This is a genomic window from Streptomyces sp. 3N207 (genome assembly GCF_052246355.1).
Lineage (GTDB): Bacteria > Actinomycetota > Actinomycetes > Streptomycetales > Streptomycetaceae > Streptomyces.
Genome location: NZ_JBQQBV010000007.1, coordinates 247,849 through 272,290, shown reverse-complemented (window position 1 = coordinate 272,290; position 24,442 = coordinate 247,849). Strand labels below are relative to the sequence as shown.

General features: G+C 71.5%; 27 protein-coding genes. 9 read left to right on the top strand and 18 right to left on the bottom strand.

Annotated features, from left to right (window positions below):
- Positions 1 to 364: 364 nt before the first annotated feature.
- The 11 genes from ACTWP9_RS14095 to ACTWP9_RS14045 all read right to left on the bottom strand — a co-directional run bounded on the left by ACTWP9_RS14095 (position 365) and on the right by ACTWP9_RS14045 (position 9,024).
- Complete coding sequence (locus ACTWP9_RS14095) at positions 365 to 703, bottom strand: histone-like nucleoid-structuring protein Lsr2 (protein ID WP_443246434.1); 339 nt, start codon at positions 701 to 703, stop codon at positions 365 to 367.
- 159 nt (positions 704 to 862) lie between these two features.
- Positions 863 to 1,387, bottom strand: coding sequence for an amino-acid N-acetyltransferase (locus ACTWP9_RS14090; RefSeq protein ID WP_443246433.1), 525 nt, complete (start codon positions 1,385 to 1,387; stop codon positions 863 to 865).
- Between the two features lie 9 nt (positions 1,388 to 1,396).
- Positions 1,397 to 1,807 carry a BlaI/MecI/CopY family transcriptional regulator gene (locus ACTWP9_RS14085; protein ID WP_443246474.1) on the bottom strand — a complete coding sequence of 137 codons (411 nt, stop codon included), beginning with the start codon at positions 1,805 to 1,807 and terminating at the stop codon, positions 1,397 to 1,399.
- A 188-nt stretch (positions 1,808 to 1,995) separates the two neighbouring features.
- On the bottom strand, positions 1,996 to 2,166 hold the full coding sequence (locus ACTWP9_RS14080; RefSeq protein ID WP_443246432.1) for a hypothetical protein: 171 nt from the start codon (positions 2,164 to 2,166) through the stop codon (positions 1,996 to 1,998).
- Between the two features lie 128 nt (positions 2,167 to 2,294).
- On the bottom strand, positions 2,295 to 3,101 hold the full coding sequence (locus ACTWP9_RS14075; RefSeq protein ID WP_443246431.1) for a hypothetical protein: 807 nt from the start codon (positions 3,099 to 3,101) through the stop codon (positions 2,295 to 2,297).
- A 180-nt stretch (positions 3,102 to 3,281) separates the two neighbouring features.
- Entirely contained in the window at positions 3,282 to 4,079 is a 798-nt protein-coding gene (locus ACTWP9_RS14070; protein WP_443246430.1) for a type III pantothenate kinase, read from the bottom strand.
- Positions 4,079 to 5,113: a carboxylating nicotinate-nucleotide diphosphorylase gene (gene nadC, locus ACTWP9_RS14065; RefSeq protein ID WP_443246429.1), complete on the bottom strand. Its 1,035-nt coding sequence runs from the start codon at positions 5,111 to 5,113 to the stop codon at positions 4,079 to 4,081. The genes ACTWP9_RS14070 and nadC overlap by 1 nt, the downstream gene beginning before the upstream one ends.
- Positions 5,110 to 6,843: an L-aspartate oxidase gene (locus ACTWP9_RS14060; protein ID WP_443246428.1), complete on the bottom strand. Its 1,734-nt coding sequence runs from the start codon at positions 6,841 to 6,843 to the stop codon at positions 5,110 to 5,112. The genes nadC and ACTWP9_RS14060 overlap by 4 nt, the downstream gene beginning before the upstream one ends.
- Complete coding sequence (gene panC, locus ACTWP9_RS14055) at positions 6,840 to 7,703, bottom strand: pantoate--beta-alanine ligase (protein WP_443246427.1); 864 nt, start codon at positions 7,701 to 7,703, stop codon at positions 6,840 to 6,842. Before panC ends, ACTWP9_RS14060 begins: the two co-directional genes overlap by 4 nt.
- A complete protein-coding gene (locus tag ACTWP9_RS14050; RefSeq protein WP_443246473.1) occupies positions 7,700 to 8,671 on the bottom strand; it encodes a Rossmann-like and DUF2520 domain-containing protein in 972 nt (323 codons plus the stop codon). The genes panC and ACTWP9_RS14050 overlap by 4 nt, the downstream gene beginning before the upstream one ends.
- A gap of 152 nt (positions 8,672 to 8,823) precedes the next feature.
- A complete protein-coding gene (locus ACTWP9_RS14045) occupies positions 8,824 to 9,024 on the bottom strand; it encodes a hypothetical protein (RefSeq protein ID WP_443246426.1) in 201 nt (66 codons plus the stop codon).
- Between the two features lie 227 nt (positions 9,025 to 9,251).
- Here ACTWP9_RS14045 and ACTWP9_RS14040 point away from each other — a divergent pair, with 227 nt between their 5' ends.
- Positions 9,252 to 10,376, top strand: a complete 1,125-nt coding sequence (locus ACTWP9_RS14040) for a DUF5937 family protein (RefSeq protein ID WP_443246425.1) — start codon at positions 9,252 to 9,254, stop codon at positions 10,374 to 10,376.
- 191 nt (positions 10,377 to 10,567) lie between these two features.
- Here the strand turns inward: ACTWP9_RS14040 and ACTWP9_RS14035 are convergent, their stop codons facing one another.
- Both ACTWP9_RS14035 and ACTWP9_RS14030 read right to left on the bottom strand, forming a co-directional pair.
- A complete protein-coding gene (locus ACTWP9_RS14035) occupies positions 10,568 to 11,248 on the bottom strand; it encodes a response regulator (protein WP_443246424.1) in 681 nt (226 codons plus the stop codon).
- Positions 11,249 to 11,372: 124 nt separating this feature from the next.
- A complete protein-coding gene (locus ACTWP9_RS14030; protein ID WP_443246423.1) occupies positions 11,373 to 12,617 on the bottom strand; it encodes a sensor histidine kinase in 1,245 nt (414 codons plus the stop codon).
- 132 nt (positions 12,618 to 12,749) lie between these two features.
- On the opposite strand from ACTWP9_RS14030, the gene ACTWP9_RS14025 reads away from it, so the two are divergent.
- Together ACTWP9_RS14025 and ACTWP9_RS14020 are read left to right on the top strand one after the other, a co-directional pair.
- The gene (locus tag ACTWP9_RS14025) at positions 12,750 to 13,766 is read left to right on the top strand and encodes an SAM-dependent methyltransferase (RefSeq protein ID WP_443246422.1); all 1,017 of its coding nucleotides are present in this window, start codon (positions 12,750 to 12,752) and stop codon (positions 13,764 to 13,766) included.
- 145 nt (positions 13,767 to 13,911) lie between these two features.
- Complete coding sequence (locus tag ACTWP9_RS14020; RefSeq protein WP_443246421.1) at positions 13,912 to 15,303, top strand: dihydrolipoyl dehydrogenase family protein; 1,392 nt, start codon at positions 13,912 to 13,914, stop codon at positions 15,301 to 15,303.
- Positions 15,304 to 15,383: 80 nt separating this feature from the next.
- On the opposite strand, the gene ACTWP9_RS14015 is transcribed toward ACTWP9_RS14020, so the two are convergent.
- The 4 genes from ACTWP9_RS14015 to ACTWP9_RS14000 form a co-directional block, all read right to left on the bottom strand.
- Entirely contained in the window at positions 15,384 to 15,791 is a 408-nt protein-coding gene (locus ACTWP9_RS14015) for a rhodanese-like domain-containing protein (RefSeq protein WP_443246420.1), read from the bottom strand.
- Positions 15,788 to 16,330, bottom strand: a complete 543-nt coding sequence (locus tag ACTWP9_RS14010; protein WP_443246419.1) for a cysteine dioxygenase — start codon at positions 16,328 to 16,330, stop codon at positions 15,788 to 15,790. Before ACTWP9_RS14010 ends, ACTWP9_RS14015 begins: the two co-directional genes overlap by 4 nt.
- Positions 16,331 to 16,406: 76 nt before the next feature.
- The gene (locus ACTWP9_RS14005) at positions 16,407 to 16,493 is read right to left on the bottom strand and encodes a putative leader peptide (RefSeq protein WP_428815161.1); all 87 of its coding nucleotides are present in this window, start codon (positions 16,491 to 16,493) and stop codon (positions 16,407 to 16,409) included.
- Positions 16,494 to 16,584: 91 nt separating this feature from the next.
- Positions 16,585 to 17,766 carry an ABC transporter ATP-binding protein gene (locus ACTWP9_RS14000; protein ID WP_443246418.1) on the bottom strand — a complete coding sequence of 394 codons (1,182 nt, stop codon included), beginning with the start codon at positions 17,764 to 17,766 and terminating at the stop codon, positions 16,585 to 16,587.
- Between the two features lie 278 nt (positions 17,767 to 18,044).
- Here ACTWP9_RS14000 and ACTWP9_RS13995 point away from each other — a divergent pair, with 278 nt between their 5' ends.
- The 4 genes from ACTWP9_RS13995 to ACTWP9_RS13980 are packed head-to-tail and all read left to right on the top strand — an operon-like array spanning position 18,045 to position 21,502.
- Complete coding sequence (locus ACTWP9_RS13995) at positions 18,045 to 18,806, top strand: ABC transporter permease (RefSeq protein WP_443246417.1); 762 nt, start codon at positions 18,045 to 18,047, stop codon at positions 18,804 to 18,806.
- A 5-nt stretch (positions 18,807 to 18,811) separates the two neighbouring features.
- Positions 18,812 to 19,501 carry an ABC transporter permease gene (locus tag ACTWP9_RS13990; RefSeq protein WP_443246416.1) on the top strand — a complete coding sequence of 230 codons (690 nt, stop codon included), beginning with the start codon at positions 18,812 to 18,814 and terminating at the stop codon, positions 19,499 to 19,501.
- A 37-nt stretch (positions 19,502 to 19,538) separates the two neighbouring features.
- Positions 19,539 to 20,561: an ABC transporter substrate-binding protein gene (locus tag ACTWP9_RS13985; protein WP_443246415.1), complete on the top strand. Its 1,023-nt coding sequence runs from the start codon at positions 19,539 to 19,541 to the stop codon at positions 20,559 to 20,561.
- A 50-nt stretch (positions 20,562 to 20,611) separates the two neighbouring features.
- The gene (locus ACTWP9_RS13980) at positions 20,612 to 21,502 is read left to right on the top strand and encodes a hypothetical protein (RefSeq protein WP_443246414.1); all 891 of its coding nucleotides are present in this window, start codon (positions 20,612 to 20,614) and stop codon (positions 21,500 to 21,502) included.
- Positions 21,503 to 21,567: 65 nt separating this feature from the next.
- Here ACTWP9_RS13980 and ACTWP9_RS13975 read toward each other — a convergent pair whose 3' ends face one another.
- Complete coding sequence (locus ACTWP9_RS13975; RefSeq protein WP_443246413.1) at positions 21,568 to 22,716, bottom strand: NADH-quinone oxidoreductase subunit D; 1,149 nt, start codon at positions 22,714 to 22,716, stop codon at positions 21,568 to 21,570.
- A 119-nt stretch (positions 22,717 to 22,835) separates the two neighbouring features.
- Between ACTWP9_RS13975 and folP the strand changes: the two genes are divergently transcribed.
- Both folP and ACTWP9_RS13965 read left to right on the top strand, forming a co-directional pair.
- Positions 22,836 to 23,822 carry a dihydropteroate synthase gene (gene folP, locus ACTWP9_RS13970; protein ID WP_443246412.1) on the top strand — a complete coding sequence of 329 codons (987 nt, stop codon included), beginning with the start codon at positions 22,836 to 22,838 and terminating at the stop codon, positions 23,820 to 23,822.
- On the top strand, positions 23,819 to 24,355 hold the full coding sequence (locus ACTWP9_RS13965; RefSeq protein ID WP_443246411.1) for a nuclear transport factor 2 family protein: 537 nt from the start codon (positions 23,819 to 23,821) through the stop codon (positions 24,353 to 24,355). Before folP ends, ACTWP9_RS13965 begins: the two co-directional genes overlap by 4 nt.
- The last annotated feature ends 87 nt before the right edge of the window (positions 24,356 to 24,442 follow it).

Below are 24,442 nucleotides of genomic sequence, written 5' to 3'. Positions count from 1 at the left end.
AGCACCCGTCACTCAGCACCCCCGCTCCGCCCCTGCCACCTGGGGCTTCCTGGCTGTCAGAGCCTTCTTACCCGCTCGGTGTGACAATCCATGCGGCATCGGCCGGATACGGAGCCCCACATCCGCTGAGGGCGAACAGGCGGGCATCTTCCCGGGAAGCACCGTAGAGCGAGCACGTTACGTGGCAAATATCAACAGAGCGTGACAAAAGTGGGTTGATCCACCTTGCGGTGTTCAGCCCCGGCGATACCCGGGTCCCGGTCCCGCGGTGACCGGGCCGGGATCCCTGGGGAGGCCGCCGCGCGGGGGCCTCCCGAACCGGGACGGCCATCGGGGTCAGGGTCGACCGGTGAGCCGGAATGCGTCAGCCGTTGGCCTTCTCGTACGCCTCGCGAATGCTGGCCGGAACGCGACCGCGGTCATTGACCTCGTAACCCTGCTCCTTGGCCCACGCGCGGATCTTCGCGGTGTCCTGGCTGCTGCCGGAAGCGGAACCGGAGCGGCTGCCCTTTCCGCGCGCGGAACGGCCACCGGTACGTCGGCCGTTCTTCAGATAGGGCTCCAGAGCGGAACGGAGCTTGTCCGCATTAGCGGTCGTGAGGTCGATCTCGTAGGACTTACCGTCCAGCGCGAACGTCACCGTCTCGTCCGCCTCGCCGCCGTCGAGGTCGTCGACAAGAAGAACCTGAACCTTCTGTGCCACCTGCTACTCCCATTCGTCTTGGATAACGGATTACAGATACCGACGTGGAAAGCAAACCGCTTTTTCGGGAGAAACACAAACCCTGTGCTGAGTTTGACTGGCGACTCCGCTGTGATTGGCGGGATCTTTCGGACAAAGTGGCGGCGGCCCGTCCCCGGTTCACAGATGCAGCAGCATGCGACTGTTACCCAAGGTGTTGGGCTTCACCCGTTCGAGACCGAGGAACTCGGCCACGCCCTCGTCTGGGGAACGCAGCAGCTCGCTGTAGACATCCCCGTCCACCGGAGTCTCGCCGATCTCGGTGAAGCCGTGCTTGGCGAAGAAGTCCACTTCGAAGGTGAGGCAGAAAATGCGCCGTACCCCGATCCACCGGGCAGTACGCAGCAGCTTCTCCAGCAGCAGATGACCCACACCCGTTCCGCGCTGGGAAGGGTCCACAGCCAGGGTCCGAACCTCCGCGAGATCTTCCCACATGACGTGCAGCGCCCCGCAGCCGACGACTTCCGCGTCCGCATCCCGTTCCGCGACCCAGAACTCCTGGATGTCCTCGTAAAGGGTCACGGTCGCTTTGTCGAGCAGGATGCGGTCGCGTGAGTAGGCGTCGATGAGCCGGCGCACCGCCGGGACATCGGCCGTACGTGCCCTGCGGATGGTGATCTGTGATAGCGGTGCGCGTTCTGCCATGAACGGACGCTATCGAGCCCCGCCCTCGCCGCCCGCAGCGGGGGGATCGAGATGGACACCGTTCAGATGTACGACGCGCAACGCAGTACGCAGGACATCGGTCTGTTCCGGAGACATCATCCCGAAGAAGTCGACAAGAGCCGCGGCGGGGTTGTCACTGGCCGACCATGCCTCATGCATGAGAGCAGCGGAGTATGCAGCCCGAGTGGAGACGGCCGCATATCGATAGGCGCGGCCTTCTTGATCCCGCCGCAGCCAGCCCTTCTGACGCAGGTTGTCCATTACGGTCATCACCGTCGTGTAGGCGACGGTGCGTTCCTTCTGGAGATCTTCGAGGACTTCCCGCACAGTGACCGGGCGGTTCCAGCGCCATACCCGGGTCATCACGGCGTCTTCCAGCTCTCCCAATGGCCTCGGCACAGAAGAATAATAGTGGAAAATGTCCGAATCGAGGGAATTACCCGGAAGGCGGGCGGGGTCGGCAGGGATCAGCTCCCGCACTCCGCCTGTTCAGCCCGGCTGGTTAGCCGGAGCGATTCTGGACTTGTTCAGCTCGGTCCGGTTCGGCTCGGACCTCGTTCAGCTCGGTCCGGTTCAGCTCGGTCCGGTCAGTTCCGGCGCTTCTGCCGGGTCGCCTCGGCGCGAGAGATGGCGGCGTCCACGATGCCGTCCTCCTTGGCCTTGTTCGCGCCGCCCTGTGTCTTGACGATCGTCACGATGAGCGCCGTGAATGCCACCGCCATCACGAGCGGTGGGGTGAGTGCGGCGACGTAGTCCATGACTGGGCCTCCTCGGTGAACAGGCCCCCCACCCTAACGCCGGGCCTTCGGGCCGGGCAGGCGCCCCCGGACGAGCAGGTGAGGGCCGTCTGCGCCGAATCGACCGCCCTTGGGCCGGGAGGGGCGGATTACGCAGGGACGGCGAGGCGCTGCGGGACGGTGGCGCATTGCTCGGTGTCCGGCTCTTCGGTCGGCTCGGACGGCGGCGGAGGCGGAGGCGTGGACGGAGCCGAGGGCTGGCGGCGGCGGGGCGGAAAGACCTCGGCAGGTGTGGGTACGGGCCGCGAGGGCGTGGGCTCCGGGGAGCCGGGTCGCTCGGCCGGCCCGGGCTTCGCGGGACCGGGCGAGGGCTTGGCCTTCCGCTTCGGTGTCGGCTCGGGGCCGTCGCCCCCTTGCTCACCCTCCTCGGCCGCCCGTACGGCCGGGATCGGAACGGCACTGGTCCGGACGGCGCTGGTCCGGACAGCGGGGGCCCGGACGGCACTGGTCCGGAGCGCCGGGACGCGGCCGGCGGGCCGGTCGTCCTGGGGGTGGCGGACCTGGGGGATGCGGGCCGCCTGGGCGCGGCGGAGCAGCGCCTTACGGCGGGCCATCTCGGGCGGGCTCGCCGGACGGGTGGACAGGATGCGGAGCGCGGACAGGTCGGCGGGGACGGGGAGGTACCCGGTGGCGAGGGCCGCCTCCAGCTGGTCCAGGTAGCCCGCTGCGGCGCCCGGCAACGCCGCACGGTAGCGGGCGAGGTCCGCCCGTACGAAGGAGCGCAGCCGGGCGCCCTCACGGATCGTCTCGTCCACGGCCTGGGCGAGCCGCAGGTACTCCCGGGCCTGCTCGGGCGCGGGGTCGGACTGGAGGGCGATGGCGAGAGCACCGCTGAGCACACGCAGCTCGTGCGGGCCGAACGCCACGCCGCCTCGGGAACCGTATGGCGTGGGCATGAGGCGACGATAGAGGGTGTAAGAGCTAAATGTGCTTATCGCCCGATTCACGGCGTGGCGGCGGCAGCACGGTTCCGGCCCGGCCCTCGTACGCGCGCGAGCGCCTGACGGCGCAGCCGCACGGCCGAGTGACGAGGCCCTCCGACAGCGCGGGGCCTCGTCGGGTGCGGTCGGCGGGTGTCAGCTGCGGTCGACGTTGCGTTCGTACACCATGCGCAGGCCGATCAGCGTCAGCCAGGGCTCGTGCTCGTCGATGACCGACGACTCGCCCAGGACCATGGGGGCGAGCCCTCCGGTCGCGATGACGGTGACGTCCTCCGGATCGCCCGCCAGCTCGGCGGCCATCCGCTGGACGACGCCGTCCACCTGGCCCGCGAAGCCGTAGACGATGCCCGCCTGCATCGCCTCGACGGTGTTCTTGCCGATGACGCTCCGCGGCCGGGCGATCTCGATCTTGCGCAGCTGCGCACCCCGCACGCCCAGCGCGTCCACGGAGATCTCGATACCGGGGGCGATGACGCCGCCGACGTACTCGCCGCGCGCCGAGACCGCGTCGAACGTGGTGGCCGTACCGAAGTCGACGACCACGCACGGGCCGCCGTACAGCTCGACCGCGGCCAGCGCGTTGATGATCCGGTCGGCGCCGACCTCCTTCGGGTTGTCCATCAGGATCGGTACGCCCGTCTTGACGCCGGGCTCGACCAGTACTGCCGGAATGTCGCCGTAGTAGCGCCGGGTCACCTCGCGCAGCTCGTGCAGCACGGAGGGGACGGTCGAACAGATGGCGATGCCTTCGATGTTGTCGCCCAGCTCCTCGCCGAGCAGCGGGTGCATGCCCATCAAACCGTGCAACAACACGGCCAGTTCGTCCGCCGTACGGCGTGCCTCTGTTGCGATGCGCCAGTGCTCGACGATCTCCTCGCCGTCGAACAGTCCCAGCACCGTGTGGGTGTTGCCCACGTCGATGGTGAGCAGCATCAGGGCTGCTCCTCTCGCAGGTCCGTGTCTTCTCGCAGGTCCAGGCCGATGTCCAGGGTCGGCGCCGAGTGGGTGAGCGAGCCGACGGCGAGGAAGTCGACGCCGGTGGCCGCGTACTCGGCGGCGTTGGCCAGAGTGAGGCGCCCGGAGGACTCCAGTCGTGCCCTGCCCGCGACCAGGGTGACCGCCTCTGCGGTCATACCCGGTGTGAAGTTGTCCAACAGCAGCAGATCGGCGCCCTGGTCGAGCACGGGCGGGATCTGGTCGAGGCTGTCGACCTCCACCTCGATCGGGATGTCCGGGAACTCGGCGCGGACCCGCGCGAACGCCTCGGCGACCCCGCCCGCCGCGATGACGTGGTTGTCCTTGATGAGGGCCGCGTCCGAAAGCGACATCCGGTGGTTGACGCCGCCGCCGCAGCGCACCGCGAACTTCTCCAGGGCACGCAGCCCCGGCGTCGTCTTACGGGTGTCGCGCACCCGCGCTTTCGTACCCTCCAGCACGTCCGTCCAGGCGCGGGTCGCGGTCGCGATGCCGGACAGGTGGCACAGCAGGTTCAGCGCGCTGCGTTCGGCGGTGAGCAGGTCGCGGGTGCGGGTGCGGACGGTCAGCAGCCGCTGGCCCGCCGCCACCCGGTCTCCGTCCAACGCGTGCCGCTCCACCTCGAACTCGTCCGTACAGACGACGGAGAGCACGGCCTCGGCGACGCGGAGGCCCGCGACGGTACCGGCCTCCCGGGCCGTGAAGTCGCCCGTGGCGACGGCGTCCTCCGGGATGGTGGCGACGCTGGTGACGTCCACGCCGCGGTCGAGGTCCTCCTCGACCGCCAGGTGGGCGATGTCCTCGACCTGCACCGGGTCGAGCCCCGCGTCGCTCAGCAGCTGGGCCAGGTCCGGGTCCAGACCGCACTCCAGCGGATCGAGTTCGTCAGGCCCGGGCCCGGACGAGCAGCCGCAGCCGTCGCCGCAGCCGCCTCCCTCAGGCGGTGCCGAGGGGCCCCTGCCGATCTGGACGAGGGGGAGGTCGTCGGTCACTGTTGCTCCTTGGGCGGGGCGACGATCGCGGGGAAGGCGGTCGTCTGGGTCGTACGGAGGGTGAACTGGGCGCTGGGCTGCGCCGCGCTGTCGACGGTGACGATGATGTGGCGGCGCCACTTCTCTTCGTCGCGGTCCGGGAAATCCTCGCGCCAGTGGCAGCCTCGCGTCTCCTCGCGGCGCAGAGCCGCTGCCACCAGGACTTGCGCGACCAGGTGGAGATTGGTCGTCTCCCAGGTGTCCACGCCCGGCTCGGGGTGCTTCTCGGCTGCCGTGGTGGTGAGGGCCGTCAGTCGGTCGGCCGCCGAGGAGAGGGAGCGGGCGCTGCGGAGGACTCCGGCACCCGCCGTCATGATGTGCTGGATCCGGGTGCGGGCGGTGGCGGGGAGAAGCGTCGCCCCTGCGCCGCCGCTGTCGACCGCGGGGCCGGGGAGCGCCCGCCCGGAATCGAGGACCGACTCGGCGATCCGCTCCGCGAAGACCAGGCCCTCCAGCAGGCTGTTGGAGGCCAGGCGGTTGGCACCGTGGACGCCGGTGCACGCCGCCTCGCCGCAGGCGTAGAGGCCGGGGACCGTGGTGCGGCCGGTCAGGTCGGTACGGATGCCGCCGCTGGCGTAATGGGCGGCGGGGGCGACCGGGACGGGCTGCGTCACCGGGTCGATGCCGTGGGAGCGGCAGGCGGCCAGGATGGTGGGGAAGCGGGTCTCCCACATGGCGGCGCCGAAGTGCCGGGCGTCCAGATACATGTGATCGGTGCCCTGCTCCGCGGCGTGCCGCGTGATGCCCTTGGCGACGATGTCCCGCGGCGCCAGCTCGGCGAGGGGATGGGTGCCCTGCATGAAGCGGACCCCGTCGGCGTCCACCAGGTGGGCGCCCTCGCCGCGTACCGCCTCGGAGATCAGCGGCTGCTGGCCCTCGGCGTCGGGGCCGAGGTAGAGCACCGTCGGATGGAACTGGACGAACTCCAGGTCGGACACCTCGGCACCGGCGCGCAGCGCGAGGGCGACGCCGTCGCCGGTGGAGACGGCCGGGTTGGTCGTCGCGGCGAAGACCTGGCCCATGCCGCCGGTGGCCAGCACGACGGCGGGTGCCCGGACGGCCCCTACGCCGTCGTGCTGGCCCTCGCCCATGACGTGCAGCGTGACGCCTGCCGTGCGGCCCTCGGCGTCCTTGAGCAGGTCCAGGACGAGGGCGTTCTCGATGGTGCGGATGCCCCGTTCGCGTACGGCGTCGACCAGGGCGCGGGAGATTTCGGCGCCTGTTGCGTCGCCGCCCGCGTGGGCGATGCGGTTGCGGTGGTGGCCGCCTTCGCGGGTCAGCGCGATCCGGCCGGTCTCGGAGGAGAGGTCGAAGTTGGCACCCGCCTCGATCAGCCGCCGTACGGCCGCGGGACCCTCGGTGACCAGGGTGCGCACCGCGTTCTCGTCGCACAGTCCGGCGCCTGCCACCAGGGTGTCGTCCAGGTGCTGTTCGGGGCTGTCCCCCTCGCCGAGTGCCGCCGCGATGCCGCCCTGGGCCCAGCGGGTGGATCCCGCGTTCAGCCGGGCCTTGGTGACCACGACGGTACGGGCCCCGCCCGCGGCGCAGCGCAGCGCGACCGTCAGCCCGGCGACACCGGAGCCGACGACGACCACATCGGCGTCCAGATTCCAGCCCGGCGGGGGCGCGGGCAGCGCGCTGCCGGCTATGCCGGTGCCGACGGGTCCTGGTGTCCGGCTCAGGGCGGTCATCGTGCTTCTCCGAAATGCAGGGGGACGTTGTCGATCAGCCGGGTCGTGCCCGCGCGGGCCGCGACGGCGAGCACGGCGGCACCCTGCCACGCCTCGTCGGTGATCTCGGCGAAGCCCTCGGGGTCGACCAGAGCCGCGTAGTCCACGTCCAGACCCTGCCCGGCGGCGGCCTCCAGTACCTGCGAGGCGGCGTGCAGAACTGCCGCGGGGCCCTGCGGGACGGCCTGTTCCCCCGCGCGGAGGGCCTGGGAGAGGGCGAGGCCGAGGGCACGCTCGGCGTCGCTCAGATAGCGGTTACGGCTGGAGAGGGCGAGGCCGTCGTCCTCGCGGACGGTGGTGACGGCGACGATCTCCACGGGGAAGTTCAAGTCCCGCACCATACGGCGGACGAGGGCGAGCTGCTGGGCGTCCTTCTGCCCGAAGAACGCCACGTCCGGTGCCGTGAGGTGGAGCAGCTTGGCGACGACGGTGAGCACCCCGTCGAAGTGCCCGGGGCGGAAAGCACCCTCCAGTACGGCGCCCATCGGGCCCGCGGAGATTCGCACCTGCGGCTCGCCGCCCGGATAGACCTCGGCCACGGACGGCGCGAAGACCACATCCGCGCCCTCCTTGCCGGCGACCTCCAGATCGGCGTCCAGGGTGCGCGGGTAGCGGTCGAGGTCCTCCCCCGCGCCGAACTGCAGCGGGTTGACGAAGACGGTGACCACGACCTGGCCCTCGGGGCCCACCCGCTCGCGCGCGGCACGCACCAGTGCGGCATGGCCCTCGTGCAGGGCGCCCATGGTCATGACGACGGCGCGTTCCGGTCCGCGCGGGAGGGAGCGCAGTTCGGCCGCCGTATCGACGGCTCGAGGCATCATGCGTCCGCCTCCCCGTCGCCGCCGTCGCCGCCGTCGCCGTCGCTGTCGCCGCTGTCGCTGTCACGGTGGCCGTCGGAGGGTTGGTCGTCCGGGCGGGTGCCCCGGGGGGTGTCGGCCGCCGCGAGAACGTCCAGCAGTGCCTCGGCGGGCTCCGGCTTGAGCAGGCCGTGCGCGAGCGCCCGGTCGGCGGTCGCGCGGGCCATCGCCAGGTAGGCGGCCACCGTCTCCGGTGCCCTGCGGCGCAGCTCGTCGACGTGTGCGGCCACGGTGCCGGCGTCACCCCGGGCCACCGGGCCGGTCAGCGCGGCGTCGCCGGAGCGCAGGGCGTTGTCCAGGGCGGCGCCCAGCAGCGGGCCGAGCATCCGGTCGGGGGCCTGCACACCGGTGGCACGCAGCAGATCCATCGACTGATTGACAAGGGTGACCAGGTGGTTGGCGCCGATGGCGAGGGCCGCGTGGTAGAGCGGACGGGCCTCCTCGGTGACCCATTCAGGCTCGCCGCCCATCTCGATGACGAGGGCCTCGGCCGCCAGCCGCAGCTCCTCCGGCGCCGTCACCCCGAACGCGCAACCGGCCAACCGCTGCACATCCACAGGAGTGCCGGTGAACGTCATCACCGGATGCAGCGCCAGCGGCAGCGCCCCGGCACGGAGCGCGGGCTCCAGCACCGAGGTGCCGAACCGGCCGGAGGTGTGCACCACCAGCTGTCCCGGACGTACGGCACCGGTCTGCGCCAGACCGGACACCAGGTCCGGCAGCGCGTCGTCGGGCACGGTCAGCAGGACGAGTTCGGAGCGGGCCAGCACTTCGGCCGGATCCACCAGCGGGACGCCGGGCAGCAGCTCGGCCGCGCGCCGCCGGGAGGCGTCCGAGACGCCGGATGCGGCGACGGGACGGTGCCCGGCCAGCCGCAGCGCCGCCGCCAGCGCCGGGCCGACCCGGCCCGCGCCGACGACACCGACGGACAGCCGCGCCGGGCGGTCCTCTGCCCGGGCCGGGGTCGATGGATCGGGGCCCCCTGTGCCGCCCGGGGGGTGGGCATGGTGTGCGTTCACGAAAGTGGCCTTCCGTATGCGTTCCGGTCCGCTCAGTCGCCGGTACCGGACGAGACCACGCCATGCTAAGCCCTCCGCGCACGGCGCCGGAGAGTCCGGGGTGCGGTCTCCCGCGCGGTCCCGCCGAGCTCCTTCCGTGCCTCCTTACGGGCCACCCACCACGCCCTCAGGAGCTTCGCCTCGTGGGTGCCGGGTGCCGGGGGCGGTGCCTGCTCCTGGGAGCGGAGCCGCCAGGTGTCCAATGCGTACTGCTCACCGATGCTCATGACGACGACACTGCGGCCCGATTCCTGCCGGAGCACGCGAATTGACAGGGGTCGTCAATCCACCCCCCGTCGATTGACCGGCCTCGTCAATCGGGGAAGAACCGGCCTCGTCGACCGGGGAGGAGGGGGCTCGTCGACCGGAGAGGAGAGGGCCTCGTCGACGGGAGACGAAGGGGCGGCGAAACAGGACCGGGAAAGGCGCTTGACCAGGGAGGCAGTATGGGGACATGAGCGTCACCATCGACATAGCGGGACTGCCGCAGGACCGCATCGTCTTCGCCCCCTCGCCGCTGGCGGAGCTGGGCACCGCGCTGCACATCCTGGCCGAGCCCGGGCACCACCCCGGAGCGCACGCCTGGGCGACCGCGACGAACGCCGCCCTCAAGCCGGACCTCGCCGACCGGCTGTGCGAGGCGGACTTCCTGTGGCGTACGACGTTCTCCGACATCCTGATGGGTTTCGCCGGGCTCCGGGATGCCTCCGTACAGCCGGGTGCGACGCTCGCCGAGGAGCTGGATCTGCTCGACAAGCTGGAGGACGAGGAATTCGTCTCCGCAGCGCTGGAGTTCACCTGCAGCGCGCTTTACGGCACCGATTCGCTGCGCTCTCCGCTGTCCGATCCGGCGCTACGGGATCGTGCCATCGAGCTGGCGTCCGCGCGCGGGCCGCAGCAGCGAGAGTTCACCGAGCGGCTGCTGGCGGACCCGCCCGCCGTACGTGGCTGGGTGCGGCGCCTGTTCGAGGACTGTGAGCAGGCGTTCTTCGCCGACACCTGGAACCGGGTACGCCCTCAACTGGTCGCCGACGCCCGGGAGAAGACCGAGCTGCTGCGCCGCAGGGGGCTCGCCGCGACGCTGGAGGCGGTCTCACCGGCGCTCTCGACCGACGGGACGTGCTCGGTCATCGACGCCGACAAGCTCACCAGCGCCCGCACCAGCGCCATGGACCCGACGGTCGGCCCCGGGGTGACGTTCATACCCTCCGTCCACCAGTGGCCACATCTGATGGTGCTGCACCGGTACGGGTGGCGGCCCGTCGTGCACTACCCGGTGACGGGGCGCGAACTGCTGCCGGCGCCGCTCTCCGTCGAGCAGTTCAAGCTGCGTATGGAGGCGCTGGCGCACCCCATGCGGATGCGGCTCTGCCGGAGCCTGGCACGGGCTCCGTACACCACCTCCGAGCTGGCCGAGCTCTGCTCGATCAGCTCTCCCGAGGTGTCCCGGCACCTGGCCGTGCTGAAGAAGGCCGGACTGATCACCGCCCGGCGGCGCGGGCGGTATGTGCAGTACCAGCTGGACTTGAAGGTGGTGGGACGGCTGGGGAGCGACTTCTTGGAGACGGTGCTGAGGTGAGCGCTCGCTGACGGAGGTGCGTGGGTGAATACTCACCTTCCCGCACTGGTGAGTATTCACCCACCGGCGCTAGTGAGCACTCACCCACGACCGCTGGTGAGCACTCACTCACCGCCGCTGGTGAGCACTCACCCACCCCCGCCAGTAAGCGCTCACCCACCACCACCGGTGAGCACTCACCCACCCCCGCGCTACCCCCCAGAAGCCCGCACCAAGCCCGTCTCGTACGCCAGCACCACCGCCTGCACCCGGTCCCGCAGCCCCAGCTTGGCCAGGATGCGGCCCACGTGCGTCTTCACCGTCGCCTCGGACAGCACAAGCTGGGCGGCGATCTCACCGTTGGAGAGGCCCTGGGCGATCAAGGTGAGGACTTCGCGCTCGCGCTCGGTGAGGCGGCGCAGTTCCTTGGCGACCGGTTCCGAGGTGGTGGCGGGCAGTACGGAGGAGAAGCGGTCGATCAGCCGCCGGGTGGTGCTGGGGGCCACAACCGCGTCGCCGCTGTGCACGGCGCGGATGGCGGCCAGCAGATCGCCGGGCGGCACGTCCTTGAGCATGAAGCCGCTGGCCCCGGCCTTGAGCGCGGAGAAGGCGTACTCGTCCAGGTCGAAGGTGGTCAGTATCAGCACCTTCGGATTGCCCGGGCCGCCCTCGCCGCCCTCGCAGATCCGGCGGGTGGCCTCCACCCCGTCGACGTTCGGCATCCGTACGTCCATCAGCACCACGTCGACCGGGGTCTCGCGCAGCACGGCCAGCGCCTCCGCGCCGTCGCTCGCCTCCGCAGCGACCTCCATGTCCTGCTGGGCGGTCAGCACCATGCGGAAACCGGTTCGCAGCAGCGCCTGGTCGTCGACGAGCATCACACGGATGGTCATTTAGGTCCTCGGGTCCTTCTCGTCGGGGCTCGGTCGTGGGCTCGGTCTGCGGGGCGGTCAGTACGGCTCGGTCAGTGCGGCTCGGTGCGGCTCGGGGCGGGAAAACGGGGTGGGCGATCGGGCCTCAGTCTGCGCCCTTGAGCGGGAGGGCCGCACGGATGCGGAAGCCGCCGCCCGAGCGGGGCCCGGCCTCCAGCGCGCCGCCGACCATGCCGACCCGCTCGCGCATCCCGATCAGACCGTGCCCGAGGCCGTCGGCACCGCCTTCCTCGTACAGCTCGCGCTGGGCGCCACGGCCGTCGTCCTCGGCCAGTACGGACAGCTCGTCGTCCCCGTAAGACAGCTGCACCGTGGCGCCGACGTCCGGGCCGCCGTGCTTGCGGGTGTTGGTCAGCGCCTCCTGCACGATGCGGTACGCGGTCAACTCCACGCTGCTGGGCAGCGGAAGCGGGGTGCCCTGCACCTTGAAGTCCACCGTCAGCCCGGCGCCGCGCACCTGCTCGACCAGGTCGGCGATCTCCTCGACACCGGGCTGCGGTACATACTCGTCGCCGTCCCGCGTACCGGGGTCGCCGGTACGCAGCACGCCCAGCAGGCGGCGCATCTCGGCGAGCGCCTGACGGCCGGTGCCGGAGATGGTCTCCAGCGCCATCCGCGTCTGCTCGGGCGAGCTGTCCAGCACATACGCGGCGCCGTCCGCCTGGACGACCATCACGGACACGTTGTGCGCCACCACGTCGTGCAGCTCGCGGGCGATCCGGGCACGTTCTGCCGCGACGGCCACCTTGGCCTGTGCCTCGCGCTCCTTCTCCAGCCGTTTGGCGCGCTCCTCCAGCTGGAGGTAGTAGGCGCGGCGGGTGCGCAGGGAGTCGCCGAGCACCCAGGCCATCACGAACGCGAGCGTCATGAAGAGGGTGCCGAAGATCTCGGCCGACAGGCTTTCGTTCGGGCTGTTGGGCCAGCGCAGGGTGTCGATGGTGGGTGCCAGCAGTGCGCCCGCGAGCGCGAAGCGGGAGGCCCAGCGGGTGTGCCGGGAGGCGACGGTGAAGATGATGACCAGGAAGGCGAAGTTGCCGGGGAACGGGCCCACATCGGCGACCAGCTGGGCGAGCCCCGTACCGGTCGCCAGCAGCAGCATCTTCTCGGGGGCCCGCCGCCGCAGCGCCACCACGAGGCACAAGGCGAGTGCTATCGGAATCAGGGCGACCTGCTGGCCGGTCTCCTGCGGCAGCTGATCGGAACCGTCGGGACTCGGGGGCGACGACATGCTGGCGACGATCCACAGCGACGACAACATGAGCAGGAAGCCGGCCCAGAGGCTGTCCACCCAGGTGGGGTGCCTGCGGATGAAGTCGTAAAGCCGGTTCACGTAACTAAGCGTATGCAGGGCAAGTACGTGCAGGGGTCAACCGGACGGCCGATCCCTGGCCGCCGGACGTACTCCGGAAGGTGGAGGGTGGCGGTCCGCACGAATGGCGATACCCGCCCTACGGTGAGGCCCATGAACTCCGAGCCGCCCGGGTGGCGCACCGCCACCGAAGGCGCGCTGTACGGGCCCCACGGCTTTTACGCACGTCAGGCCCCCGCAGCGCATTTCCGCACCTCGGTGCATGCTTCCACGCTGTTCGCCGAGGCGGTGGCACGCCTCCTGCTGCGGGTGGACGAGGCACTGGGGCACCCCGAACCGCTGGACCTGGTCGACGTCGGGGCTGGCGAGGGCGAGCTGCTGACCGGCGTGCTGGCCGCGCTGTGGGACCGGGAGGCGGCCGGCGCAGATGTGGTGGCCCGGCTGCGTCCCGTGGCCGTCGAGCACCGGGAGCGGCCCGCGCGACTGGACCCGGCGATCGGCTGGCAGCACGAGCTGCCCGGGCCGGGGACGCTGACGGGGTTGCTGTTCGCCAACGAGTGGCTGGACAACGTCCCTGTGGACGTCGCCGAGAACGACGCGTCGGGCACCCCGCGACTGGTGTTGGTGGAGCCGGACGGCACCGAGCGGCCCGGCCCTCCGGTGGCGGGGGACGACGCCGCATGGCTGGCGCGCTGGTGGCCGCTGGCGGGGGCCGAAGAGGGCGCGCGGGCCGAGATCGGGCACCCGCGCGACGCCGCGTGGGCGCGCGCTGCGGGCGCCCTGCGCCGGGGCGTGGCCGTCGCCGTCGACTACGGGCACGAGAGCGCGGCCCGGCCGCCCTTCGGCACCCTCACCGGCTTCCGCGAGGGGCACGAGTGCCGCCCCGTACCGGATGGCTCCTGCGACCTGACCTCGCACGTCGCCCTGGACGCGGTGGCCGCCGCAGCGCCGGGCGCCACCACCCTGCTGACCCAGCGGTCGGCGCTGCGCGCGCTGGGGGTGACAGGACGACGCCCCGCACTCTCGCTGGCCACCAGCGACCCCACGGCGTACGTACGGGAGTTGAGCGCGGCCGGGGAGGCCGCGGAGCTGCTGGACCCGGGCGGTCTGGGCGGCTTCGGCTGGCTGGTGTGCGAGGTGGACTGCGCCTGCGGGCTGGGCGCCGGCTGAGCGGGCACCCGGCGCAGCACACCAGGCGTGCGGGATGCCCATGACGTCCGGGGCTCTTATGCTCGCCGGAGGGGCGTGGCACGGCGTGACGCGGGGCAGTGTCCTCCGGGCCGGGCCGGGCCGACGAGCGGAGGAGGCCGGGCGTATGGCGCGCGAGTGCGATGTCGTCGTGCTGGGGATGGGTCCCGGCGGCGAGGCAGCGGCGGGGCAGTTGGCCCAGGCGGGCCTGGACGTGGTGGGCGTCGAGGCGGAACTGCTGGGCGGCGAGTGCCCGTACTGGGCGTGCGTGCCCAGCAAGATGATGGTCCGGGCCGGCAATCTGCTCGCCGAGGCGCGGCGGGTACCCGGAATGGCAGGCAGCACGCGGGTCGAGCCGGACTTCTCCCCCGTCCACGCGCGGATCCGCGACGAGGCGACAGCGGACTGGGACGACGCGGCGGCCGTCGAGCGGTTCACCGGCCAGGGCGGCCACTTCGTACGCGGCAGGGGCAGCTACACCGGGCATGGCCGGGTCGAGGTGGAGGGCGAGAACGGGCGCGAGGCCTTCACCGCGCGGCGCGGCGTCGTCCTGGCGACCGGCAGCGCCCCTTCGGCACCCCCGGTCTCCGGCCTCGACCAGGTGCCGTACTGGACCAACCGGGAGGCCGTCTCCGCGGCCGAGGCGCCTGCATCCCTGCTGGTACTCGGCGCCGGTGCAGTAGGGGTCGAACTCGCCCAGGCGTACGCCAGGTTCGGCACCCGCGTCACCCTCGTCGAGGCGTCCGAGCGGGTGGTCCCGGCCGAGGAACCGGAAGCCGGCGAGCTGCTGCTGCGGGTCCTGCAGGACGAGGGCCTGACCGTACGGACCAACGCGCGTGTCTCGGCGGCCCGGTACGCGGACGGCTCGTTCACCCTCACCCTGGACGACGCCGAGGAACTGTCCGCCGAGCGGCTGCTGGTGGCCACCGGACGGCGGCCCCGGCTGGACGCGCTCGACCGCGAGGCGCTGGGCCTGGACGCGGAGGCCCGCCGGGTGGAGGTGGACGCGCAGATGCGGGTCGCACCCGGCGTCTGGGCAGTCGGCGACCTGGTGGGCGAGGGCGCGTTCACCCATGTGGCGATGTACCAGGCCGACGTGGCGGTACGCGCCATCCTGGCCGAGGCGGGGCTGGGCGAGCCGGGACCCGGCGCCGACTACCGCGCGGAGCCCCATGTGACCTTCACCGAGCCGGAGATCGGCTCCGTCGGGCTGACCGAGGCGAAGGCGCGCGAGCGTGGGCTGACCGTACGCACCGGGCTGTCCCAGGTGCCCGCCGGGGCGCGCGGCTGGATCCACAAGGCGGGCAACGAGGGCCTGATCAAACTGGTGGTGGACGCGGAACGCGGGGTTCTGGTGGGCGCGACCGCCGCCGGGCCGATGGGCGGCGAGGTGCTTTACGGGCTCGCCGTCGCCGTCCGCGCGGCCGTCCCCACCGCGACGCTGCGCGACATGATGTTCGCCTACCCCACCTTCCACCGCAGCGTCCAGGAAGCGCTGAACGCTCTCACTGCGGACTGATCTGTCTGCTGCGCTCGGGCAGTCTGTGCCCCCAGCCTCGGGCCAGGTCCGCCGCGGAACGATCGCCCACAAGCGGGGAGTCAGTCCGGTGCGGCAACGGGCAGGTCCGCGGCGCGCCATGCCTGGAAGCCGCCGGCCAGATCGGTGGCGTGAGCCAGTCCCAGCGCATGCAGGGAGCGGGCGGCCAGACTGGAGGCGTAGCCCTCGTTGCAGACGACCACCACTCGTACATCCGGACCGGTGGCCTCCGGTGCGCGGTGCGGGCAGGTGGGATCCAGCCGCCACTCCAGCTCGTTGCGCTCGACCACCAGCGCACCGGGAATGGTGCCGTCCCGCTCGCGCAGCGCGGCGTAGCGGATGTCCACCAGCAGTGCTCCTGCCCGCTGGGCCTCGGCCGCCTGCCGGGGTGTCAGCCGGGTCAGCCCGGAGCGCGCTTCGGCCAGCAGAGCGTCGATACGGCTCTCCTCCGGCTCCGGCGCGGCGCTCACTCCCACTCCCCGGGGTGCTCGACCTCTTCGAGACGCAGCACCGCGCCTGTGCGGCTGTAGCGGCGCATCAGCGGCAGCGGCGGGTAGTAGGCGTGCACGGAGACGGCGTGGGCGCTGTCGGAGCCGTTGAGCACCTCGTGCACATGGTGCGGGCCGAACGCCCGGCCGCTGCCCGCCGCCAGTTGCCGCTCGCGGTCCACCCCGTCGGCAAGCTCCAGCGTCTTCCACCCCTCGGTGGGGATGCGCGCTGCCAGTGCGTGCTCGGTGAGGGCGCCGCGTGCGGTGGCGAAGGCGCCGCGTGAGCCGCCGTGGTCGTGCCAGCCGGTGCCGGTGCCCGGCGGCCAGCCGATGAGCCACGCCTCGCTGCCGCCGGGGCCCTCCAGGCGCAGCCAGGTACGTCCTTCGGGGTCGAGCGGGAGGGAGGCGACGAGGGCGTCGTCGGCGGCTATCCGACGTACGAAGGCGAGGAGTTCGGCCTCGTCGGGGCCGGGGGAGTCAGAGGTGGCCGCGGAGGGCGCGGAAACAGGCGCGAGTGACACGGGAACCGTCCTGGAGGAGTGATCGTGGACGCACGCCGGCCGTGTCAGGGCCGACGGCAGGGTCGGAAACGAGCGATCAACAGGACGGCAGACACACGCAGCCCGCGTAGCGGAGCAGGTCCAGATGGACCCTCCGCCAGAAGTGGCCGCGTGTACTGATCATGTGGGGATTATCGCACAGCTTTTCCAGCCTCCGGCCGGGAGGTGCCTCCAAGTGCTGTCAACGGCGCGCGGCCCCACGGCCGTTCGCTGCTTCACGAGCTCTCGATCGTCTCCAACTCGACGTCCTGGCGGGCCACTGCGCGGGCGTCCGCGTCGACGGAGCGGCGTAGCGCCTCGTGCAGCTTGGCCGGGGTGAGGACGCCGACGAACCGGTCCGCCTTGTCCAGCACGGCGATCCATCCGGCGTCGTGCTGGAGCATCGTGCTGAACGCCTGCTTGAGGGAGGAGCCCAGCGGCAGCCACGCCTCCATGCGCCGCGCGTGATCACCGACCGTGCCCGAGCCGTCCGCGTTCCGTACCGCGGCCTCGGCGAGGGTGGCGGCGGAGACCCAGCCGTGCAGTTCGTCCGCGCCGTCCAGGACGACGGCCCAGCGGGCGCCGTCGGTCGCCATCCGGGCGGCTGCCTCGTCCAGCCGGTCGGTCAGATGGAGGGTCGGCGGCTGCTCCAGGTCGCCGGTCTCTATCGGGGTGACGGACAGCCGCTTGAGGCCGCGGTCCGCGCCGACGAAGTCGGCCACGTACCCGGAAGCGGGGGCGCCCAGCACCGTGGCGGGCGAGTCGAACTGCTCGATGCGGCCCTCCCCGTAGACGGCGATACGGTCGCCGAGGCGGACGGCCTCCTCGATGTCGTGTGTGACGAACAGCACCGTCTTGTGCAGCCGGGACTGGAGTCGCAGGAACTCGTTCTGCAAGTGCTCGCGCACCACCGGGTCGACGGCACCGAAGGGTTCGTCCATCAGCAGCACCGGCGGGTCGGCGGCCAGCGCCCGGGCCACGCCGACGCGCTGCCGCTGGCCGCCGCTGAGCTGCTCGGGGTAGCGGTCACCGAAGACGTCCGGGTCCAGGCCCACCAGGTCCAGCAGTTCGCGGGCACGTTCGCGGCTGCGCGCCTTGGACCAGCCCAGCAGGTGCGGGACGGTCGCGGTGTTGTCCAGCACGGTGCGGTGCGGGAAGAGACCGGTCTGCTGGATGACGTAGCCCATCCGGCGGCGCAGCTCGACCGGTTCGACGCCGGTGATGTCCTCGCCGTCGACCAGGATGCGCCCCTCGGTGGGCTCGATGAGCCGGTTGACCATCTTCATGGTGGTGGTCTTTCCGCATCCCGAGGGACCGACGAGGGTGACCAGTTCTCCCTCGGCCACCTCGAAGGAGAGCCCCTCGACCGCGACGGTCCCGTCGGGGTAGCGCTTGGCCACGTTCTCGAAGCGAATCATCTGCCCATCCTCGTCTCCGGCCGTTCGTCGTCCGCCCGGCCGCCCGTCCCGGCTGTCTCCGGCCGTGCCGAAGACCGCCGACCGTACCGAACAGCGAAGCACGAGCCACCGACAATCCTCGACGCAGAGCAATCCTCGGCGCAGAGGATGAACAGTGTGTTTCCGGGGTACGGCACTGCGGACCGATTGTCAGTCCGCCGGGATAGGGTCGGCCGTCATCGTGGCATGAGACTTCGCGACTTCGTCCGAGAACCGCACAGCGCGGGGAGGTGACCGGTTTGAGCAGCGCGGCGGCAGGCGGCCCCCAGAGCTGTCTTGCGCAGAACGAGTGGCTGTGCGGGACGTATCTGCGCACCCGGCAGAGCGAATTGCTCGACGCGACCGTGGAGCACATCTGGATCACCGTGCTCTCCGTCGCCATCGCACTGTTGCTCGCCCTGCCGCTGGCGGTGGCGGCCCGGCGCTGGCGGGCCGCCCGCGCCCCGGCCCTGGGAGTGACGACGGTGCTCTACACGATCCCGTCACTGGCGATGTTCGCGCTGCTGCTGCCGGTCTTCGGGCTGTCGGCCGCCGTCGTGGTGACGGGCCTGGTGCTGTACTCCCTCACGGTGCTGGTGCGCAACATCCTGGCGGGCCTGGACGCGGTGCCGAGCGAGGCCCGGGAGGCCGCGCAGGGCATGGGATACGGGCCGGGCAGACTGCTGTTCGAGGTGGAGCTGCCGCTGGCACTGCCCGCGCTGCTGGCGGGGGTGCGGATCGCGACGGTCACGGCGGTGTCGCTGACCACGGTCGGCGCGATCGTCGGCTACGGCGGGCTGGGCAACCTCATCTACGACGGCATGGAGAGCTTCTTCAAGGCGCAGGTGCTGACCGCCTCGGCGATCTGCGTCCTGCTGGCGATCGTCGCCGACCTGCTGCTGCTGTGGCTCCAGCGGGCGCTGACGCCGTGGACCCGCGTGCGCACCCGTAAGCGCGCCGTACGCGCTCCGTCGGCCCCGTCCGCCGCCTCTGCACAGGACCTCGTGGGGAAGGCGGGCTGAGCGCGATGGGCATCCTCACCGACGTATGGACCTGGCTGACGACGGGCTCCCACTGGACGGGCGACGGCGGCGTGCTCCAGCGGCTCGGGGAGCACATCTATCTGACGGGCATTTGCCTGCTGCTCTCCTGCGCGCTGGCGCTGCCGCTCGCGCTGTGGCTCGGCCACGTGGGGCGGGGCGGCGCGCTGGCGGTGAACCTGTCCAACGCGGGCCGCGCCGTACCCACGTTCGCCGTGCTGGTGCTGCTGTCGATGGGCCCGCTGGGCAAGTACGGCGACTGGGCGACGATCGTGGCGCTGGTGCTGTTCGCACTGCCGCCGCTGCTGACCAACGCATACACCGGAGTACGCGGGGCGGACCGGGAGGTCGTCGAGGCGGCCAGGGGCATGGGGATGACGGGCCTGCAGCTGCTGCGCCAGGTCGAACTGCCGCTCGCCCTCCCGCTGATCATGACCGGCATCCAGACCGCCGCCGTACAGCTGGTCGCCACTGCCACGCTCGCCGCGCTGCCGGGCGGCGGCGGCCTCGGCCGGCTGATCACGGCCGGATTCGGCAACTACGACACGCCTCAGGTGGTCGCGGGCGCCCTGCTCGTGGCCGTCCTGGCGCTGCTGGTCGAGCGTGCCCTGACCCTCGCCGAGCGGCTCCTGGACCCGATGCGGCGCCGGACCGCCCGTCGCCCGGCGTCCGCCTGACGGTCCCACCCTGAACGACACCTGGACGAATGGACGCATGATGGCCCCCTCCCACACCACCCCGCACGCACCCGGCACCGACGTCACCCCCGCCGCCACCCCCGCCCGGCGCAGAACCGCCGGCCTGCGCGCCCTCGCCGCCGGTGGCACCGTCACCGCGCTGGCGCTCTCGCTGGCCGCCTGCGGGGGCAACGACCTGGAGAAGGAGGACGCCGGCGGGGGCGGCGGCAAGGGCAGCCTGGTCGTGGGCTCGGCGGGTTTCACCGAGTCGCAGATCCTCTCCGAGCTCTACTCCGGAGTGCTCTCCAAGGCGGGCTACAACGCCACGGTCAAGAAGGTCAAGAACCGCGAGCTGTACGCGCCCGAGCTGGAGAAGGGCCGCATCGACGTCGTACCGGAGTACGCGGCGACGATGGCCGAGTTCCTCAACGCCAAGAAGAACGGGCCCAAGGCGAAGCCGGTCGCCTCCAATGACGCGGACAAGACCGTCGCGGCACTGCGCAAGCTGGCCACCCCGCGCGGGCTGAAGGTGCTGGAGGCGGGCAAGGCGGTGGACCAGAACGCGTTCGCCGTCTCCAAGGACTACGCCAAGAAGCACCGCCTCAAGACCCTCAGCGACCTGGGCAAATCGAAGCAGCGCGTCACCATCGCGGCGGGCGACGAGTGCGAGACCCGCCCGTTCTGCCGGCCCGGCCTGGAGAAGACCTACGGGATCGACGTCAAGGGCATCGACCCCAAGGGGGTCGGCACCAGCCAGTCCAAGCAGGCCGTCAAGGACGGCAAGGACCAGCTCGTGCTGACGACCACCACGGACGCCACCCTCGGCCAGTTCGGCCTGGTGCTGCTCAAGGACGACAAGAAGCTGCAGAACGCCGACAACATCGTGCCGGTCGTCAACGCCAAGGACGCGGGCGGCAAAAAGGTCGCCGAGGCGCTCGACAAGCTCAACAGCACCCTCACCACGAAGGACCTGACGGAGCTCAACCGCAAGGTGGACCAGGACCGCGAGAAGCCCGCAGATGTGGCCGAGGAGTACCTGAAGAGCAAGGGACTCGCGTGACACGGTTCGTCCGGTGTCGTCCGCACAGCGGCACACGGTAAATTCCCAGCATGCCACGTGGACGTCATCGCCATTCCCCGCCGCTGCACCGACGTCTCCCCCCGGTGTCGGTGGCGGTGGCCGCACTGGCCTGCGCCGGTGGCGCCTGGCTGATCGGCGAGCCGGGCGTCGCCGACTGGGAGACGGTCACGCTGCGCGGGCTCACCGCGGCAGCGGCGGCCGCCGCCGTCACCGGTGCCGTACTGCTGCGCCGCTGGGACCGCGCGGCGGGGAAACACGTCGGCGACCTCAAGGCGCAGCTGGCCAGCGCGGCATGGCGGGCCGAGGAGCAGCAGGCGGAGCTGGAGGGCGAGGCCGAGGAACTGCGCGAGATCCGCGGCAAGCTGGACGGCAAGCTCCGCGAGAAGCGCGCCGAGCTGGCCCGGCTCCGCTCCGAACACGCCGACCTGCTGCGCCGCTACGCCAACGCCGAGACCGAGCGGGCCAGGGTGCTGGAGGGCCGCCGACAGCTGCAGCTGGAGGCGGGAAGCACGGCCTCCGCCAAGGCGCTCACCACGTCGGCCACCGACCACCGGCACAGCTCCGGGGCGCCGACACCGCTGACCTACCGGCAGGCCAACGAGGCCCTCGACGCGCTCGCCCGCAGCGCCGTACGGCAGCGCACGGAGGAACGCCTGCGGGAGAGCCGGGCAGCCGCCGTCGTACCCCCGCAGGCTTCCCCGGACGCCCAGCCGAACGACAAGAACCGGCCGAACGACAAGAAGACGACAACCGGCCCCCACGAGCCGGACGCACCCGAGCTCGACGCCGCCGACAAGCCCGAGTCCGGCAAGCCCGCAACCTCCAAGCCCACCGCTGCCGAGCCGAACGGCAGCAGCGGCGGTGCGGGCGGCTTCGACTTTTTCGGCCGGAACAAGCGCAAGGCACGCTCGTCGTCCTGACGGCGGAGAATCTCGTCGCCCTGTCGCACTGACGGCAGAGAATCCGGCTGCCTGCCCGCGTACGGCTACTTGTCGATGTCGCCGACCACGAAGAAGAACGAGCCCAGGATCGCCACCATGTCGGCGACCAGCGTTCCGGGCAGCAGCTCCGTCAGCGCCTGGATGTTGTTGAACGAGGCCGAGCGCAGCTTGAGCCGGTAGGGCGTCTTCTCGCCCTTGGAGACCAGGTAGTAGCCGTTGAGGCCGAGCGGGTTCTCCGTCCAGGTGTAGCAGGCGCCCTCCGGGGCCTTGAGCACCTTGGGCAGCCGCTGGTTGACCGGGCCGGGCGGCAGCTCGGCGAGCCGGTCGAGGCAGGCGTCGGCGAGGTCGAGGGAGTTGTGCGTCTGGTCGAGCAGCACCTCGAAGCGGGCCAGGCAGTCGCCCTCCTGCCGCGTGACCACCTTCAGCACGTCGGCCAGTTCGTCGTAGGCGAGATACGGCTCGTCACGGCGCAGGTCGAAGTCGACCCCGGAGGCACGGGCGATCGGCCCGCTGACCCCGTAGGCATGCACCAGCTCGGGGCTGAGGACGCCGACGCCCCGGGTGCGGCCGCGGAAGATCTCGTTGCCGAGCACCAGCTTGTCGAAGGTGTCCATCCGGCTGCGGACGGCGGCCACCGCCTGTCGCGCCCGGTCCCGCCAACCCGCCGGGAGGTCGTCCTTGAGACCGCCGACGCGGTTGAACATGTAGTGCATCCGGCCGCCGGAGACCTCTTCCATCACGTTCTGGAGCTCCTCGCGCTCCCGGAAGGAGTGGAAGACCGGCGTGATCCCGCCCAGCTCCAGCGGGTAGGAGCCCAGGAACATCAGATGGTTCAGCATCCGGTTCAGCTCGGCCAGCAGGGTGCGGGTCCACACCGCGCGTTCGGGCACCTCCATGCCGAGCATCCGCTCGACACCGATGACCACACCCAGCTCGTTGGAGAACGCCGACAGCCAGTCGTGGCGGTTGGCGAGCACGATGATCTGCCGGTAGTCGCGCGCCTCGAAGAGCTTCTCGGCGCCCCGGTGCATATAGCCGACCACCGGCTCGGCCCGTTCGATCCGCTCGCCGTCCAGAACCAGCCGCAGCCGCAGCACCCCGTGCGTGGACGGGTGCTGCGGGCCGATGTTGAGCACCATGTCGGTGCTCTCCGCGGCGCCGCCGATACCGACGGTCGTCTCCGTCTGCGTCATGACGCTCATCCTGTCAGCTTCCCCATCCGGACGGACAAGCCGCGGCCCGCAACGGCCGCGGGGCAGCGAGCAAGGTGGCGGTCCCGCCCCGCGAAGGCATGGCGCCTACCCTGGGCGTCATGGGTGCGAGAACGCGTGGCCGCGTGGACGGCCTCCCCGAGTGGGACCGCTGCGCTGTGATGGGTGTGGTCAATGTGACCCCCGACTCGTTCTCGGACGGGGGGCGATGGTTCGACACAGAGGCCGCGATCAAGCACGGACTCGACCTGGTGGCACAGGGCGCGGACCTGGTGGACGTCGGCGGCGAATCCACCCGCCCCGGCGCGGCGCGGGTCAGCGAGGACGAGGAGCTGCGCCGCGTGCTGCCCGTCGTCCGCGGACTGGCCGGCGAGGGCGTCGTCGTCAGCGTCGACACGATGCGCGCCTCCGTCGCGGCGCGGGCCGTGGCAGCGGGCGCCGTCCTGGTCAACGATGTCAGCGGCGGCCAGGCAGACCCGGAGATGGTGGCTGCCGTCGCCGAGGCGGGCGTCCCGTTCGTGGTGATGCACTGGCGCGGCCAGAGCATCGACATGAACAACCGCGCCGTCTACACCGATGTCGTCGGCGAGGTCCTCACCGAGCTGACCGAGTCGGTGCACCGCGCCATCGCGGGCGGCATCGAGCAGGGACGTATCGTCGTCGACCCCGGCCTGGGCTTCGCCAAGCGCGCCGAGCACGATCTCGCTCTGATCGCGGCGCTCGCCCGGCTGCGGGCCGAGCTGGACCACCCGATGCTGGTCGCCGCCTCCCGCAAGCGGTTCCTGGGCCGGGTGCTGGCCGACGACGAGGGCGCGGCCCCGCCGCCCGCCCGCGAGCGCGACGCTGCAACGGCCGCCGTCACCACCCTGGCGGCCCGCGAGGGCGCCTGGGCCGTGCGGGTCCACGAGGTACGGGCCAGCGCGGACGCGGTCCGCGTCGTACGCGCCGTCCAGTCGGCCGCCGAAGCCCTCCCCCGGACCGAGGCACCGGCCGAGACACCGGCCCCCGAGACACAGCCCTCCGAGCCAAAGACCCCCGAGACGAAGACTCCCGAGACGAAGAACACAGAGACCGAGGCAGCGACGTGAGCGGCGCCCGTACGGACATCGAGGCGGTCGAGGCCGCCAACACCGCCCTCTACGACGCGGTGGAGCGGGGCGATATCGAAGCCCTCTCCCGGATGTGGCTGGGAGAGGACGCCGACGATCCGGACGACCCCGAGGGCGGCGAGGGCGAGCAGGGCGTCCGCGTCGTCCACCCCGGCTGGCCGGTGCTCACCGGTCGCGGTGAGGTGCTCCGCTCGTACGCGCTGATCATGGCCAACACCGAGTACGTCCAGTTCTTCCTGACCGACGTCGAGATCTCCGTACTGGGCAACACCGCGCTGGTCAGCTGCACCGAGAACATCCTCAGCGGCGGGCCCGCCGAGGCGGACGGCTCCGCGGGTCCGCTGGTCGGCGGGCTGGTGGTGGCCACCAATGTGTTCCGCCGCACCGAGGAGGGCGGATGGAAGCTGTGGTCGCACCACGGCTCCCCGGTCCTGGTCGAGCAGGACGACGAGGACGAGGACGGCCCCGGTGACGGCGAAGGCGAGCTGGGCCAGGGCGACATCGAGCTGTAGCCCCGCCCGAACCTCCGCAATATCCGCCAACTCCGCCAACTCCGCCCAATCTCCTCCAACATCCCTCACCACCCGATCCGGCACAGT